At 50.9% G+C, this 15,160-nt stretch carries 17 protein-coding genes; 7 read left to right on the forward strand and 10 right to left on the reverse strand.

Annotation, left to right across the window (positions count from 1 at the left end; translation table 11 throughout):
* Window positions 1-73 precede the first annotated feature (73 nt).
* Together glpX and fpr are read left to right on the forward strand one after the other, a co-directional pair.
* On the forward strand, window positions 74-1,084 hold the full coding sequence (glpX, locus tag D9736_RS11240; protein ID WP_130206618.1) for a class II fructose-bisphosphatase: 1,011 nt from the start codon (window positions 74-76) through the stop codon (window positions 1,082-1,084).
* A 96-nt stretch (window positions 1,085-1,180) separates the two neighbouring features.
* Window positions 1,181-1,927, forward strand: a complete 747-nt coding sequence (fpr, locus tag D9736_RS11245; protein ID WP_130258344.1) for a ferredoxin--NADP(+) reductase — start codon at window positions 1,181-1,183, stop codon at window positions 1,925-1,927.
* Window positions 1,928-1,931: 4 nt separating this feature from the next.
* On the opposite strand, the gene uspD is transcribed toward fpr, so the two are convergent.
* The 3 genes from uspD to D9736_RS11260 all read right to left on the reverse strand — a co-directional run bounded on the left by uspD (window position 1,932) and on the right by D9736_RS11260 (window position 3,338).
* Window positions 1,932-2,360: a universal stress protein UspD gene (gene uspD / locus D9736_RS11250; protein WP_130222376.1), complete on the reverse strand. Its 429-nt coding sequence runs from the start codon at window positions 2,358-2,360 to the stop codon at window positions 1,932-1,934.
* A 26-nt stretch (window positions 2,361-2,386) separates the two neighbouring features.
* A complete protein-coding gene (locus D9736_RS11255) occupies window positions 2,387-2,686 on the reverse strand; it encodes a DUF406 domain-containing protein (protein WP_032204720.1) in 300 nt (99 codons plus the stop codon).
* A gap of 211 nt (window positions 2,687-2,897) precedes the next feature.
* On the reverse strand, window positions 2,898-3,338 hold the full coding sequence (locus tag D9736_RS11260; RefSeq protein ID WP_064530283.1) for a DUF805 domain-containing protein: 441 nt from the start codon (window positions 3,336-3,338) through the stop codon (window positions 2,898-2,900).
* Window positions 3,339-3,438: 100 nt separating this feature from the next.
* Here D9736_RS11260 and D9736_RS11265 point away from each other — a divergent pair, with 100 nt between their 5' ends.
* Together D9736_RS11265 and tpiA are read left to right on the forward strand one after the other, a co-directional pair.
* A complete protein-coding gene (locus D9736_RS11265) occupies window positions 3,439-4,038 on the forward strand; it encodes a YiiQ family protein (protein ID WP_130206624.1) in 600 nt (199 codons plus the stop codon).
* A 107-nt stretch (window positions 4,039-4,145) separates the two neighbouring features.
* Window positions 4,146-4,913: a triose-phosphate isomerase gene (tpiA, locus tag D9736_RS11270; RefSeq protein WP_130206626.1), complete on the forward strand. Its 768-nt coding sequence runs from the start codon at window positions 4,146-4,148 to the stop codon at window positions 4,911-4,913.
* Between the two features lie 58 nt (window positions 4,914-4,971).
* Here tpiA and cdh read toward each other — a convergent pair whose 3' ends face one another.
* The 5 genes from cdh to cpxP all read right to left on the reverse strand — a co-directional run bounded on the left by cdh (window position 4,972) and on the right by cpxP (window position 9,826).
* Window positions 4,972-5,727, reverse strand: a complete 756-nt coding sequence (gene cdh / locus D9736_RS11275; protein WP_130215256.1) for a CDP-diacylglycerol diphosphatase — start codon at window positions 5,725-5,727, stop codon at window positions 4,972-4,974.
* A gap of 104 nt (window positions 5,728-5,831) precedes the next feature.
* Window positions 5,832-6,821, reverse strand: coding sequence for a sulfate/thiosulfate ABC transporter substrate-binding protein Sbp (sbp, locus tag D9736_RS11280; RefSeq protein ID WP_130215254.1), 990 nt, complete (start codon window positions 6,819-6,821; stop codon window positions 5,832-5,834).
* Between the two features lie 310 nt (window positions 6,822-7,131).
* Entirely contained in the window at window positions 7,132-8,094 is a 963-nt protein-coding gene (gene pfkA / locus D9736_RS11285; protein ID WP_032185626.1) for a 6-phosphofructokinase, read from the reverse strand.
* Window positions 8,095-8,274: 180 nt separating this feature from the next.
* Complete coding sequence (gene fieF / locus D9736_RS11290) at window positions 8,275-9,177, reverse strand: CDF family cation-efflux transporter FieF (RefSeq protein WP_064530279.1); 903 nt, start codon at window positions 9,175-9,177, stop codon at window positions 8,275-8,277.
* Between the two features lie 148 nt (window positions 9,178-9,325).
* Window positions 9,326-9,826 carry a cell-envelope stress modulator CpxP gene (gene cpxP / locus D9736_RS11295; RefSeq protein WP_130206850.1) on the reverse strand — a complete coding sequence of 167 codons (501 nt, stop codon included), beginning with the start codon at window positions 9,824-9,826 and terminating at the stop codon, window positions 9,326-9,328.
* Between the two features lie 148 nt (window positions 9,827-9,974).
* Between cpxP and cpxR the strand changes: the two genes are divergently transcribed.
* Entirely contained in the window at window positions 9,975-10,673 is a 699-nt protein-coding gene (gene cpxR / locus D9736_RS11300) for an envelope stress response regulator transcription factor CpxR (protein ID WP_130206632.1), read from the forward strand.
* Window positions 10,670-12,043, forward strand: a complete 1,374-nt coding sequence (cpxA, locus tag D9736_RS11305; protein ID WP_000580414.1) for an envelope stress sensor histidine kinase CpxA — start codon at window positions 10,670-10,672, stop codon at window positions 12,041-12,043. The genes cpxR and cpxA overlap by 4 nt, the downstream gene beginning before the upstream one ends.
* 214 nt (window positions 12,044-12,257) lie before the next feature.
* On the opposite strand, the gene yiiM is transcribed toward cpxA, so the two are convergent.
* Window positions 12,258-12,932, reverse strand: a complete 675-nt coding sequence (yiiM, locus tag D9736_RS11310; RefSeq protein WP_130258345.1) for a 6-hydroxyaminopurine reductase — start codon at window positions 12,930-12,932, stop codon at window positions 12,258-12,260.
* Between the two features lie 153 nt (window positions 12,933-13,085).
* Here yiiM and D9736_RS11315 point away from each other — a divergent pair, with 153 nt between their 5' ends.
* A complete protein-coding gene (locus D9736_RS11315) occupies window positions 13,086-13,976 on the forward strand; it encodes a dihydrodipicolinate synthase family protein (protein ID WP_130258346.1) in 891 nt (296 codons plus the stop codon).
* A gap of 55 nt (window positions 13,977-14,031) precedes the next feature.
* On the opposite strand, the gene kdgT is transcribed toward D9736_RS11315, so the two are convergent.
* Entirely contained in the window at window positions 14,032-15,015 is a 984-nt protein-coding gene (gene kdgT, locus D9736_RS11320) for a 2-keto-3-deoxygluconate transporter (protein WP_130215248.1), read from the reverse strand.
* Window positions 15,016-15,160 lie beyond the last annotated feature (145 nt).

Here is a 15,160-nt window from a genome sequence, read left to right on the forward strand (position 1 = left end):
CCCGCACACATCAATAATCCGCTCCCTCCCCTGTGCTACACTTCGCGCCATTCCTTACTGCTTAGAGTTTGCTATGAGACGAGAACTTGCCATCGAATTTTCCCGCGTCACCGAATCTGCGGCGCTGGCTGGCTACAAATGGTTAGGACGCGGCGATAAAAATACCGCTGACGGCGCAGCGGTTAACGCCATGCGCATAATGCTCAACCAGGTCAACATTGACGGCACCATCGTCATTGGTGAAGGTGAAATCGACGAAGCACCGATGCTCTACATTGGTGAAAAAGTCGGTACTGGTCGCGGTGATGCAGTGGATATTGCTGTTGATCCGATTGAAGGCACGCGCATGACGGCGATGGGCCAGGCTAACGCGCTGGCGGTGCTGGCAGTAGGCGATAAAGGCTGCTTCCTCAACGCGCCAGATATGTATATGGAAAAGCTGATCGTCGGACCGGGAGCCAAGGGCGCCATTGATCTGAATCTGCCGTTGGCGGATAACCTGCGCAATGTTGCCGCTGCGCTCGGCAAACCATTGAGTGAACTGACGGTAACGATTCTGGCGAAACCGCGCCACGATGCCGTTATCGCAGAAATGCAGCAACTCGGCGTGCGCGTGTTTGCTATTCCGGATGGTGACGTTGCGGCCTCAATTCTCACCTGTATGCCAGACAGCGAAGTTGACGTGCTTTACGGCATTGGCGGCGCGCCGGAAGGCGTGGTTTCTGCGGCGGTGATTCGGGCGTTAGATGGCGATATGAATGGCCGTCTGCTGGCGCGTCATGACGTTAAAGGCGACAACGCAGAAAATCGCCGCATTGGTGAACAGGAACTGGCACGCTGCAAAGCAATGGGCATCGAAGCGGGTAAAGTGTTGCGTCTGGGCGATATGGCGCGCAGCGATAACGTCATCTTTTCCGCCACCGGTATCACCAAGGGCGATCTACTGGAAGGTATTAGCCGCAAAGGTAATATCGCCACCACCGAAACGCTGCTGATCCGCGGCAAATCCCGCACCATTCGTCGCATTCAGTCGATTCACTATCTGGATCGTAAAGACCCGGATATGCAGGTGCACATTCTCTGAGTGATTTGATCGATTGAGCCTTCCAGTCCTTCGGGACTGGAATTTTTTTGTTCGGAGAACGAAGATAAGGCAAGTCAATCAAAACAGGAGAAAAACATGGCTGATTGGGTAACAGGCAAAGTCACTAAAGTGCAGAACTGGACCGACGCCCTGTTTAGTCTCACCGTTCACGCTCCCGTGCTTCCGTTTACTGCCGGGCAATTCACCAAGCTTGGCCTTGAAATTGACGGCGAACGCGTTCAGCGTGCCTACTCTTACGTTAACTCGCCCGACAATCCCGATCTGGAGTTTTACCTGGTCACCGTCCCCGATGGCAAATTAAGCCCGCGACTGGCGGCGCTAAAACCGGGTGACGAAGTACAAGTGGTTAGCGAGGCGGCTGGCTTCTTTGTGCTGGATGAAGTGCCGGACTGCGAAACACTGTGGATGCTGGCAACCGGTACAGCGATTGGCCCTTATTTATCAATTCTGCAATTGGGCAAAGATTTAGATCGCTTCAAAAACCTGGTGCTGGTTCACGCCGCACGATATGCCGCCGACTTAAGCTATCTGCCGCTGATGCAAGAACTGGAAAAACGCTACGAAGGGAAACTGCGCATTCAGACGGTGGTCAGTCGGGAAACGGCTGCGGGTTCGCTCACCGGGCGAATACCGGCGTTAATTGAAAGCGGTGAACTGGAAAACGCGGTTGGCCTGGCAATGGATAAAGAAACCAGTCATGTGATGCTCTGTGGTAATCCGCAAATGGTGCGCGATACGCAACAGCTGCTAAAAGAAACCCGGCAGATGACGAAACATTTACGTCGTCGACCGGGCCACATGACAGCGGAGCATTACTGGTAAGCGGTTACTTATCGATAAACGGCACGATGAGCAGGTCCGCATTCAACTTATTGATCATCCCGCGGTATGCCGGCATCAAACGGTTGATAAATGAGTGGTGATGACCACAGACAAGGAGGTCGCACTGCTCTTGTTGCATAATTTCAAGCAGTGTTTCCGGCATTTCTCCGCGCTCAATACGCAGTTTGGTTTTCGGCCACTGAATATTTTTCGTCAGTTTATACAGCTTGTTATCCGAATTATCTTTCAACAGTTGAAGAATATCTTCTGTTGCAGGGAAGTAAATGCCCGGATACAACTCGCTTAAGCCATCATCAATATGAATCAATGTCAGGTGAGCGTCATTATGTCTGGCGAGATCCAGGGCTTTGTTCACCAGTAAGGCATCTTCTTCATTTCCGGAAATTGCCACGCCAATGTGTTTATAAGCCATGTTTAACTCCTTCTAAAGCGACTCCATCAAGCTAACGAACGCAGGGATAACTCAAAAATAATCATCTCGGCCTGGCATGAGAAGGTGAAGGCCGCATCAAGCTCAACTTGCCCCTCCAGATCCTTAATCTTATAGGCCACGCTGGCCCCTTCATCCGCAGAGGATGCAGTGGCGGCAAGCTCTTTCAGTTTGGTCATAAAGGACTCTGCTTCTTCGCGGGTGGCAAAAAAGCGCGAAAACTTACTGGTACAGTTGTCGTTATCAATCACCGTACCGATATCAATCGCACATCCTTTAGTACTGCATTTATCTACGACATCTTTCATAGGGCACCTCTGTATATTCGCCTCTCTGTCGATTACGACTTAAGAATAATGCGCCGTTAAGAGAAGAACAAACAAGTAATGATCTTATGGATTACCATTTTTTTTGATATTGCTTAAGGTGAGGAAATGAGGAGGATTTTCCGGGCATTGTCATTTCCAGCGTGGAAATAACGATCCCGGAAAAAAATAGCAATAAGAGATATATTAAAGGTTAATTACTTGATTTATTGTCGGCTTTATACTTCACATCCAGAGTATCTTTGCCAAATTTATTTTCGCCCTGCGTACCGACAAATGCGCCAAGATCAATAAGCATCATCACCAGAATCAACGTCGGGACAAAACGCCCCACCGTCCATTGCCAGACGCCCGGTAAAATCGCCCAATTACCCGCCAGCAGCATCCACGCTACAATCATTAAAAATGCCCATGCGCCGGAACGCCCGCGATCGTGCAGTCGTTTGACCGTTACTGCCGCGGTCGGCCAAAGTAAGCACACCAGGCAAAACGCGGCGGTCTGGATATCGAGTAAGTTTTTACCTGCCAGTGAGAAAAGCACCAGCATGCCAACGAACCAGAGGCCAATCCAAATCCAGAAATCACGGCGCCCAATACGCCCTTTAAACGAGAATAACCATTGCTGTATGGTCATGTAAGTTCCTTGATGGTTGTCTTTTCCAGGATTCTACCCTTTTGACAAGGGAGACAGATATCGTTTTAATCGGAGCCAGTCATAACAAAAGGTACTGTCGATGAAGCCAGGGTTTACGCTGTTTTTTCTCTTATGTTCTGCATCAGCCGTTAGCACAACGGTGCATGCACAAACACCAGGTACGGCGACCACTGCGCCCTATCTGCTTGCTGGCGCCCCTACCTTCGATCTCTCCATCAGCCAGTTTCGAGAAAACTTTAACAGCCAGAACCCCAACCTGCCACTGAACGAGTTTCGCGCCATCGACAGCAGCCCCGACAAAGCCAATCTGACTCGCGCCGCCAGTAAAATTAACGAGAACTTGTATGCCTCTACGGCGCTGGAGCGTGGCACTTTAAAAATCAAAAGCATTCAAATTACCTGGCTACCCATCCAGGGGCCAGAGCAAAAAGCCGCCAAAGCAAAAGCTCATGAATACATGGCGGCGGTGATCCGCACACTCACCCCGCTGATGACCAAAACACAAAGCCAGAAAAAGCTACAGTCGCTCCTTACTGCGGGGAAAAACAAACGTTATTACACAGAGACAGAAGGCGCACTGCGCTATGTTGTCGCGGACAACGGCGAAAAAGGACTGACCTTCGCTGTTGAACCGATTAAGCTGGCGCTATCTGAATCGCTTGAAGGGTTGAATAAATGACAAAAAGCAAAGCCTTTCCAGTGATGAATCTCTATACTGTTTCACAGACCTGCTGCCCCGCGGGGCGGCCATCTTCCTTTATTCGCTTATAAGCGTGGAGAATTAAAATGCGACATCCTTTAGTGATGGGTAACTGGAAACTGAACGGCAGCCGCCACATGGTTCACGAGCTGGTTTCTAACCTGCGTAAAGAGCTGGCAGGCGTTGATGGCTGTGGCGTTGCAATCGCGCCACCAGAAATGTACATCGATATGGCGAAGCGTGAAGCTGAAGGCAGCCACATCATGCTGGGTGCGCAGAACGTGGACCTGAACCTGTCCGGCGCATTCACTGGTGAAACCTCTGCTGCTATGCTGAAAGACATCGGCGCACAGTACATCATCATCGGTCACTCTGAACGTCGTACTTACCACAAAGAGTCTGACGAACTGATCGCGAAAAAATTCGCGGTGCTGAAAGAGCAGGGTCTGACTCCGGTTCTGTGCATCGGTGAAACCGAAGCTGAAAACGAAGCGGGCAAAACTGAAGAAGTTTGCGCACGTCAGATCGACGCGGTACTGAAAACTCAGGGTGCTGCGGCATTCGAAGGTGCGGTAATCGCTTACGAACCAGTATGGGCAATCGGTACTGGCAAATCTGCAACTCCGGCGCAGGCACAGGCTGTTCACAAATTTATCCGTGACCACATCGCTAAAGTTGACGCTAACATCGCTGAACAAGTGATCATCCAGTACGGCGGTTCTGTAAACGCGTCTAACGCCGCAGAACTGTTCGCTCAGCCGGACATCGACGGCGCGCTGGTTGGCGGTGCTTCTCTGAAAGCTGACGCCTTCGCAGTGATCGTTAAAGCTGCAGAAGCGGCTAAACAGGCTTAAGTCTGACAGGTGCCGGATATCGCATCCGGCACTTAGCTTTCCTTAACAATTCCTCGCTTTAACGCAAAATCTCACACTGATGATCCTGAAGTTCCTCGGCTGAAGCACGATTCAGCGTCAGCAGATTGCGCTGCGTCGCCAGCAATACAAACGAGTTATCACTCTGTCGCACCATTGCCAGCGCGTAACTGCCCATATGTTCCCGTGCCTCTGGTACTTCTTCTGCCAGCATCATAAACGGACTCCGTTTTACCAGCTCGCTTTCAGTTACCCTACGTGCCAGGTATTCATGCCCACGCAGCCCACCGGGCAGCGGTAACCAACGGGTGCTGATATTCGCCAGATTATTATCCAGTTGTTCGCGCACATCAGGACGAATACAAGAGATATGGATATGAAAATGGTTTTGCGTGCGTCCGGTACGGGAGTTAATCGCCAGAGATACCGCGCGATCGGGGACTGGCTGGCCGTATTTTTTGCTCATAAAATCACGCGCCTGCCAGGCTAACCAGAAGAAATTAGGCGTTGAAGGATCGGTTAACAATGGACTTTCAGTGCCGTTAATACGATACGTTGGCATCAACAAATATTGCAGAGGACCGTTGAGGTCTTTTAAAACCACATATCCGGCATTGGGTTTGACTTCCGCACATGGCGAAGGGTTTTGGTTTTGCTGCTGGTTGGGTAAACATTGCTCAAGGGCAATCTGGCGCAACGTGTCCGACTCTTCACCGGTCAATTTCCAGTAACCAATGCCTGCGGCAGCAACAGCGATAACCATCATCGCTAAAAAAAGAAGACCTGCTTTTTTCATCTTTTTTTCCCTGTACCTCAAAGAGATGCAAGGGTAACGCAAAATCGTGACAAATAAAAAACCCGGTCGCGAGATGCCACCGGGTCTGATTGCCTTCAACAAAATTAACGTTTGCTGATTTGGTCAAACGTACCGCCGTTAGAGAAATGCTCTTTTTGCGCTTTCGTCCAGCCACCGAACTCTTCATCAATGGTGAATAACTTCAGCTTCGGAAAGGCATTTTCATATTTTTTCGCTACCTGAGGATCGCGCGGACGATAGTAGTTTTTAGCCGCAATCTCCTGGCCTTCTGGCGAGTAGAGATAGTTCAGGTAAGCTTCCGCCACCTCTTTAGTGCCTTTTTTCTCTACCACTTTATCGACAACTGACACCGTAGGCTCTGCGAGAATAGACTCGCTCGGCGTGACGATTTCGAATTTATCTTTCCCCAGTTCATTCGCCGCCAGCAGAGCTTCGTTTTCCCAGGCAATCAGTACGTCGCCAATGCCGCGCTCAACAAAGGTATTCGTTGAACCGCGAGCGCCGGAATCCAGTACTTCGACGTTTTTATACAACGACTGCACGAATTCCTGCGCTTTTGCCTGATCGTTGTTGTTGTGATGCAGGGCGTATCCCCAGGCTGCCAGGTAGTTCCAGCGTGCACCACCAGAACTTTTCGGGTTCGGGGTGATCACCGAAACACCTGGCTTAATCAAATCGTTCCAGTCGTGAATCTGCTTCGGATTCCCCTTACGCACCAGGAAGACAATGGTAGAAGTATAAGGTGCGGAGTTATCCGGCAGACGCTTGATCCACTCTTTATCAATACGACCACGTTCAGCAATGGCATCCACGTCATAGGCTAGCGCCAGCGTGACGACATCAGCTTCTATGCCATTGATTACCGACGTCGCCTGTTTACCCGAACCGCCGTGCGACTGGCGAATCACCACGTTATCGCCGGTTTGCTGTTTCCAGTGGGCGCTGAAGGCTTTGTTGTACTGCTCGTACAGTTCGCGCGTTGGATCATACGAAACGTTAAGAAGCTGAATATCCTTTGCCATAACGCTGGTCGCTGCCAGTAATAAAGTTAACCCTACGCCCCACTTGTTCATCGCCCGGCTCTCTTATGTTGTGTTGTGATGAACAAAGCGTGCCAGAAAGGGATTCAAACATTAAAGAATAAAAAAAGATTGGCTATAACTTGCGGGTATATATGGGGGAGTTAAAAAGGCGGAAGAAATCCGCCTCATATTGCTGACAAAGTGCGCTTTGTTCATGCCGGATGCAGCTTATCCGACCTACAAAAGCTTGCAAACTCAATAGATTGCAGAATTCATGTAGGCCTGATAAGCAAAGCGCATCAGGCATTTTTGCCTCTGTCATCGGTTTCAGGCTAAAGAAATCTGCCTTTTTCCGAAATCATTAATACAGTTTTTTCGCGCAGTCCAGCCAGTCACCTTTGAACGGACGCTTCATGTTTTCGATAGCATCGATGATGTCGTGGTGAACCAGCTGTTCGTTCTGGATACCTACGCAACGACCGCCGTAACCTGCCAGCAGCAGATCGATAGCGTAAGCGCCCATACGGGAAGCCAGAATACGGTCGTAAGGTACCGGGGAACCACCACGCTGGATGTGGCCCAGCACAGTTGCGCGGGTTTCACGGCCAGTTTCTTTTTCGATGAAGTGTGCCAGCTCGTCGACGTCACACATATGTTCAGTGATCGCCACAATCGCGTGTTTTTTACCTTTCGCGATACCGGCTTTGATTTCGTTTACCAGATCGTCACGGCTGAATTCAACTTCCGGAACCACAACAAATTCACAGCCACCAGCAATAGCCGCAGCCAGAGTCAGATCGCCACAGTAGCGGCCCATCACTTCCACCACGGAAATACGTTGGTGAGAAGAAGATGTGTCACGCAGACGGTCGATAGCTTCAACAACGGTGCTCAATGCCGTGAAGAAACCAATGGTGTAGTCAGTACCTTTGATGTCGTTGTCGATGGTGCCCGGCAGGCCGATGCACGGGAAGCCCATTTCGGTCAGACGCATTGCCCCCATGTAGGAACCGTCACCGCCGATAACCACCAGCGCGTCGATACCACGTTTTTTCAGGTTTTCGATAGCCACGGCGCGGATGTTCTCGTCGCGGAATTCCGGGAAGCGCGCAGAACCGAGGAATGTACCACCACGGTTGATCATGTCAGACACGCTGTAACGGTCTAGCTGTACCATACGGTCTTCATACAGACCCAGATAGCCGTCATAAATACCCATTACTTCCAGACCTTCTGTCAGCGCAGAACGAACAACCCCGCGAATTGCGGCGTTCATGCCTGGCGCATCACCGCCGCTTGTCAACACACCGATTTTCTTAATCATGACTACCTCTGAACTTTGGAATGCAAAATGAAATCTGTTGCCGGAAGTCTTCTTGCACATCGAAGTGATCCAACGAATGTACAAATAGTATAACAATCACTTCCTGCTGAATTGATTCAGGTCAGGCCAAATGGCGGTATTTTATACACAAAATGCGGGTCTGGCTCTCTTTTGTACGGATTATGAAAGCGTAGACCGTTTACTCTCCCTGGGTACGACGGAACAAGGATCTTGATGGATAATCACATCTGAACCTGGAAAACGCCGTAAAATAGCCTGCTCTACCTGATCCGCCACCATATGTGCCTGAACCAAAGGCAGAGAGTCTTCCATTTCCAAATGAATCTGAATAAAGCGGGTCGGCCCTGACTGCCGCGTGCGAAGATCGTGAGCGCCGCTAACTCCCGGCCAGGAAGTCACGATATCAATAATTTCCTGTCGTTCGCCATCGGGCAGCGCGCGATCCAATAATGACTGGACCGCCTCATACCCCATGCGTAACGCGCTATATAAAATATAGATGCCGATTCCCAAAGCAAACAGGGCATCAGCACGATGCCAGCCGTACCAGGACAATCCCAGCGCCAGCAAAATCGCGCCGTTCATCATAACATCAGACTGATAATGTAGCATATCTGCCCGCACTGCCTGGCTTTGCGTCCGGCGAACGACCCAACGCTGAAACGAGACAAGAATAATCGTACAAATTAGCGCCACAATAGTCACGATAACCCCAACACCCGGGTCTTTCATCGGTGTCGGAGAAACCAAATGCTGAATACCGGTCAAAAACAGGAACAGCGCGGAACCGGAGATAAACATACTTTGCGCCAGCGCGGCGAGCGATTCAGCTTTACCGTGACCAAAGGAGTGATTATCGTCGGCAGGTTGTAGTGAGTAACGCACGACCAATAAGTTAGTTAATGACGCGCCGATATCCACCAGCGAATCCACCAGCGCAGCGAGAATACTCACTGATCCGGTATACCACCATGCAAAAATTTTAATCAGTAATAACAGCGAAGCCATCGCCGTTGCAGCAATCGCCGCCCGACTGACCAGCTGCCCATAAGATTGATTCATAAATACTCCCGCTATCAACTGACGGTAGTATAACGGATGCAAATCATCTGCAATGCATCAAGTAACAGGCAAATTGCGGATAAAAAAAAACCCCACATCATGTGGGGGAAGACAGGGATGGTGTCTATGGCAAGGAAAACAGGGTTTACTACTGGGAACGTGAGTTGCTACTACTCAATAGCTTCAACGATGAACTTTTTTGCCATTGCGTCACGTCGCGCAACTGTTCCATTCGTTGTTGATGTTTCTTGTTTAAAACCGCTTGCTGCTCCGGCGTTAACAGGCGATACATTTGGTTGCGGACTTTTGCCATCTCAACCTGACGAGCTATTTGCTCGTTCGCCATTTTTTCTGCCTGTGCGCGCACAGCGTTTTCATCAAAATTTTCTGCGGTGACAAGGCGATGCATTGTCTCCAGTTCGCTAACATTAACAGGTGGCTGTTCGTGCCGGGCCTGTTGCATAAGATCTCGCATCTGCTGACGCTGATGTTCGGTTAAACTTATGCCGTCGAACATATGGCTCTGCGTACTGCGCTGCGTAAGTTCTTCTCCCGGATGCCAGTTATCGCCTGAACCGACTTCAGCAGCGTGGCTTAATGAACTGACTGCCAGCGTTGAGGCCATGACGGCAGCGGTAACTATGCGCATCATTTGCTCCCAAATCTTTCTGTCGCGATTCAACGATAGAGAGTTTACGATTCAGGCTGCAAACATGCGTCAGGGGGTGTAAAACAACGTAAAGTCATGGATTAGCGACGTCTGATGACGTAATTTCTGCCTCGGAGGTATTTAAACAATGAATAAAATCCTGTTAGTTGATGATGACCGAGAGCTGACATCCCTGTTAAAGGAGCTGCTCGAGATGGAAGGCTTCAACGTGATTGTTGCCCACGACGGGGAACAAGCGCTTGCTCTTCTGGACGACAGCATTGATTTACTTTTGCTTGATGTGATGATGCCGAAGAAAAATGGTATCGATACGCTGAAAGCACTTCGCCAGACACACCAGACGCCAGTCATTATGTTGACGGCTCGCGGCAGTGAACTTGATCGCGTCCTCGGCCTTGAGCTGGGTGCGGATGACTATCTCCCGAAACCGTTTAACGATCGTGAACTGGTTGCGCGTATTCGCGCTATCCTGCGCCGTTCGCACTGGAGCGAGCAACAGCAGAACAGCGATAATGGTTCGCCGACGCTGGAAGTTGACGCCTTAGTGCTGAATCCAGGCCGTCAGGAAGCCAGCTTCGACGGGCAAACGCTGGAGTTAACCGGCACTGAGTTTACCCTGCTCTATTTGCTGGCACAGCATCTGGGTCAGGTGGTTTCCCGTGAACATTTAAGCCAGGAAGTGCTGGGCAAACGCCTGACGCCTTTCGACCGCGCTATCGATATGCACATTTCCAACCTGCGTCGTAAACTGCCGGATCGTAAAGATGGTCACCCGTGGTTTAAAACCTTGCGTGGTCGCGGCTATCTGATGGTTTCTGCTTCATGATAGGCAGCTTAACCGCGCGCATCTTCGCCATCTTCTGGCTGACGCTGGCGCTGGTGTTGATGTTGGTTTTGATGTTACCCAAGCTCGATTCACGCCAGATGACCGAGCTTCTGGATAGCGAACAGCGTCAGGGGCTGATGATTGAGCAGCATGTTGAAGCGGAGCTGGCGAACGATCCGCCCAACGATTTAATGTGGTGGCGGCGTCTGTTCCGGGCCATTGATAAGTGGGCGCCACCAGGCCAGCGTTTATTACTGGTGACCACTGAAGGCCGCGTGATCGGTGCTGAACGCAGCGAAATGCAGATCATTCGCAACTTTATTGGTCAGGCCGATAACGCCGATCATCCGCAGAAGAAAAAGTATGGCCGCGTGGAACTGGTCGGTCCGTTCTCCGTGCGTGATGGCGAAGATAATTACCAGCTTTATCTGATTCGTCCGGCCAGCAGTTCTCAATCCGATTTCATAAACTTACTGTTTGACCGCCCGCTATTGCTGCTGATTGTCACTATGTTGGTCAGTACACCACTGCTGTTGTGGTTGGCCTGGAGTCTGGCAAAACCGGCACGTAAGCTGAAAAACGCTGCCGATGAAGTTGCCCAGGGGAACTTACGCCAGCACCCGGAACTGGAAGCGGGGCCACAAGAATTTCTTGCCGCAGGTGCCAGTTTTAACCAGATGGTGACCGCGCTGGAGCGCATGATGACCTCTCAGCAGCGTCTGCTTTCTGATATCTCTCACGAGCTGCGCACCCCGCTGACGCGTCTGCAACTGGGTACGGCGTTACTGCGCCGTCGTAGTGGTGAAAGCAAGGAACTGGAGCGTATTGAAACCGAAGCCCAGCGTCTGGACAGCATGATCAACGACCTGTTGGTAATGTCACGTAATCAGCAGAAAAACGCGCTGGTGAGCGAGACAATCAAGGCCAACCAGTTGTGGAACGAAGTGCTGGATAACGCGGCGTTTGAAGCGGAGCAGATGGGCAAGTCGTTTACGGTTAACTTCCCGCCAGGGCCGTGGCCGCTGTACGGCAACCCGAACGCGCTGGAAAGTGCGCTGGAAAACATTGTTCGTAATGCTCTGCGTTATTCCCATACGAAGATTGAAGTGGGCTTTGCGGTAGATAAAGACGGTATCACCATTACGGTGGACGACGATGGTCCTGGCGTTAGCCCGGAAGATCGCGAACAGATTTTCCGCCCGTTCTATCGTACAGATGAAGCGCGCGATCGTGAATCTGGCGGTACAGGTTTGGGGCTGGCGATTGTCGAAACCGCCATCCAGCAGCATCGTGGTTGGGTAAAAGCGGAAGACAGCCCGCTTGGCGGTTTACGTCTGGTGATTTGGCTGCCGCTGTATAAGCGGAGTTAAACTCCGCATTTGTAGGCAGGATAAGGCGTTTACACCGCATCCAGCGTTTGAGCATGATGCCTGATGCGACGCTGGTCGCGTCTTATCAGGCCTACTCTTTACTGCGCAAAGGGCAACATTTGTGGCCGGATAAAGCGCTTACGCCGCACCCGGCATTTGAGCAGAATGCCTGATGCGACGCTAGTCACGTCTTATCAGGCCTACTCTCCGGGGGTTATTTCCCCCACAACCGCCGTGAATTATCTTCAATCTTGCCGCTAAGTCGGCGTTTCTGCATCGTCCGCGTCCAGCTTTTCGATAGCCCGGCTGCGGAAAGCAAACGGTGATACTGCTCATCATCAAACGGCATATGCCATGCGATGGCGGCAGCCTCTTGCACGGTCACATCGCTAACGCGGGAAACCAACTCCAGCGGCGCATCAGCAGATACCTGCCCCGGCGCAATCACGCTATACAGCCAGCCGACTTTACCCGTGTTTTGCATCAGCTGCGCTATATCACTGATATCAAAGTGGTAATTGAGTTTGTAGCACGGAGAGCGCGGCTGGGTGACCTGAATCAACGCCTCTCCCCAGCGGAAAATATCGCCAATATAAACATTACTTTCCGTCAGACCGTCGGTTGAGAGGTTTTCACCAAAAGCTGGCGCAACAAACAAATCTGCCTGTTCCGGAAATTCCCGCGCCCAGTAGAGATAATGCTCGCGAGGATAATGACACAGCGCCCTGTCCGGCCCACCGTGAATCTTTTTCTCTGCCTGTTCGTCGCCTTCCAGCCCCAGTTCTGTCAGCATCAACTCACCATCGACCTGGACTTTCGCAATCGCGCTGGGTTTGCTTTCGGGATAAGCCTGTATTTTGCCTGTGTATACATCAACCGGATATCGCATCTGTTCCCTCTCCACCGAGAAATTTCCCCATTAGACCATATTTATTTTATGTCAGGCGCGCAAAATGAGAGCACGGTTCACATGACAAAACTGTAGACATGTTATCAATGAGATGTTTTTTGAAACACCATTTCATTATGAGGAGTTTACCGCGTGGCTGATAAATTACAGTTTTCTGGCGTCTGGTGTCCTTCCATCACGCCGATGGATAAAGACGGGAATGTAGACCTTAACGGACTGAAGCAGCATCTGCAGCGACTCACTGACGCTAACATCGATGTGATATTGCTAATGGGAAGCATTGGTGAGTTTGCTTCCTTCACACTGGAAGAGAGGCTCATGCTTATTCGTGAAGCACGAGCCATGAGCACGCTAAAAATGGTGGCCAACGTCTCGTCCACATGCACACATGATGTACTGGTTATGGCGCAAGAAGCGTATCGCGTTGGGTACGATGCGGTGATGATCCTCCCGCCTTATTACTACGGCCAGACGGCGAAGCAATTATTAAGCTATTTCCGCCATCTGGGTCGCGAATTACAGGGCAAATGGTTCGCATATAACTTCCCGGCGCGGACCGGTTGTGATTTAACCCCTGACCTGGTCGCCACACTGGCGAGTGAGTTTCCTGAGTTTGCCGGAATTAAAGATACTGTCGATTGCCAGTCACACACCCGCAGCATGATTCAGGCAACTCAGGCTGTGCGTCCTGATTTTGCGGTGCTTTCGGGGTATGACGAGTATTACATTCCTAATTTGCTGGCTGGCGGCGCGGGGATAATCTCTGGCTTAAATAACGTTATGCCAGAGCTGTTTGTCGGAGCCCGCGAAGCCTTCAAACGCGGCGACCTGGCAGCTTTACAAGATATTCAGCAACAGATCGGCACCTATATGTCCATCTACGCCATCGGTGAAGATTTTGTCACCACCATCAAGACGGTGGTATCACGTAAGTTTGGTTACTGCACAGGTGTGTCGCGCAATGCCGGTGGGGAGTTAACAGAAAGCGAATGTCGGACGATTGATGAGGTATTTGTTATTTAAGGTAAAACGCCGGATGAACGTCAATTCATCCGGCGATGATATGGAATAAGAGAGATTATTTCACCGTACCCAGAATTTCGATCTTCGCCGCTCTGGCTTTGGCTTTACGTGACCAGACAGAGGTAAGAATTGGCACCAGAATCGAAGTCACAATTACCGCCGTCGCCACCAACGAAGTTGCCGCAGGCGCCATCGGTTTAAAGGCCGGGATCATTTCCGCAATCAGTACCGGCGTTGCCACTGCGGCCCCGGCAGAACTGGAGGCGGCAATTCCGGCAGTGCCATCGCCACCGCCAATCAATTTATCGGCAATAATCAACGGAATACCGGTCACGATAATCACCGCCACACCCAACAGGATCCCCAACAAACCTGTCTGGGCAATCACGGTTAAATCAATGGTATTGCCCAGCGCGAAGGCAAAGAACGGAATCAGCGTCTGCACCGCTTTGCTAAAAAACTCGCGCAATTCAGGATCAAGGTTCCCCAGCGCGAAGCCCACCAGGAACGGCAATACTGCGCCAACGAAAACATGCGGTTCAAACGAAGCAATCCCGGCGGTTCCCAGAATAATCATCGTCATTAGCGGACCAGATTCCAGCGACATCAACACAAATGCCCCGGCCTCTTCTTTGGTGCCGTACTGTTGCATGATAGAGGCATACAGACCGCCGTTGGTCATGTCCATTGCCGCCACCAGCGCCAGCGTTGAAAGCCCGGCAAAAAATCCAACTTCGACACCGTGCTCAGGAATAATACGCGAAGCAATGGCCGCAACCACCCACGCAACGGCAATTTTGGTTACCACCAGCGTACCGGATTTACGCAACACTGTTCCCGTCGCGCTTAATTTGATAGACGCCCCCATGCAGAAAAACCACACCGCCAGGATAGGCACCGTGCCGGTAATCATCCCGTTGGTGAATGATCCAAAATATTTACCCGCCCCCGGCGAGAAGGTATGACACAGTGCACCAAGGAACAGCGGGATGAGCATCATCCCCCCCGGGATTTTCTCTATCGTGCGTTTTATCTGCATTTCCATCACCTGTTGGCATATTTTTATAGGCTGATGCGAAGTTCCTTAACGGAGCATCAGTGTTGATGGAAACGAAGATAGACATTCATCATAGCAATAAAAGTGATCAACACCACACCAATTGAAACATCGTTTTAATTTTATA

This window comes from Escherichia sp. E10V10 (assembly GCF_004211985.1).
Classification (GTDB): domain Bacteria; phylum Pseudomonadota; class Gammaproteobacteria; order Enterobacterales; family Enterobacteriaceae; genus Escherichia.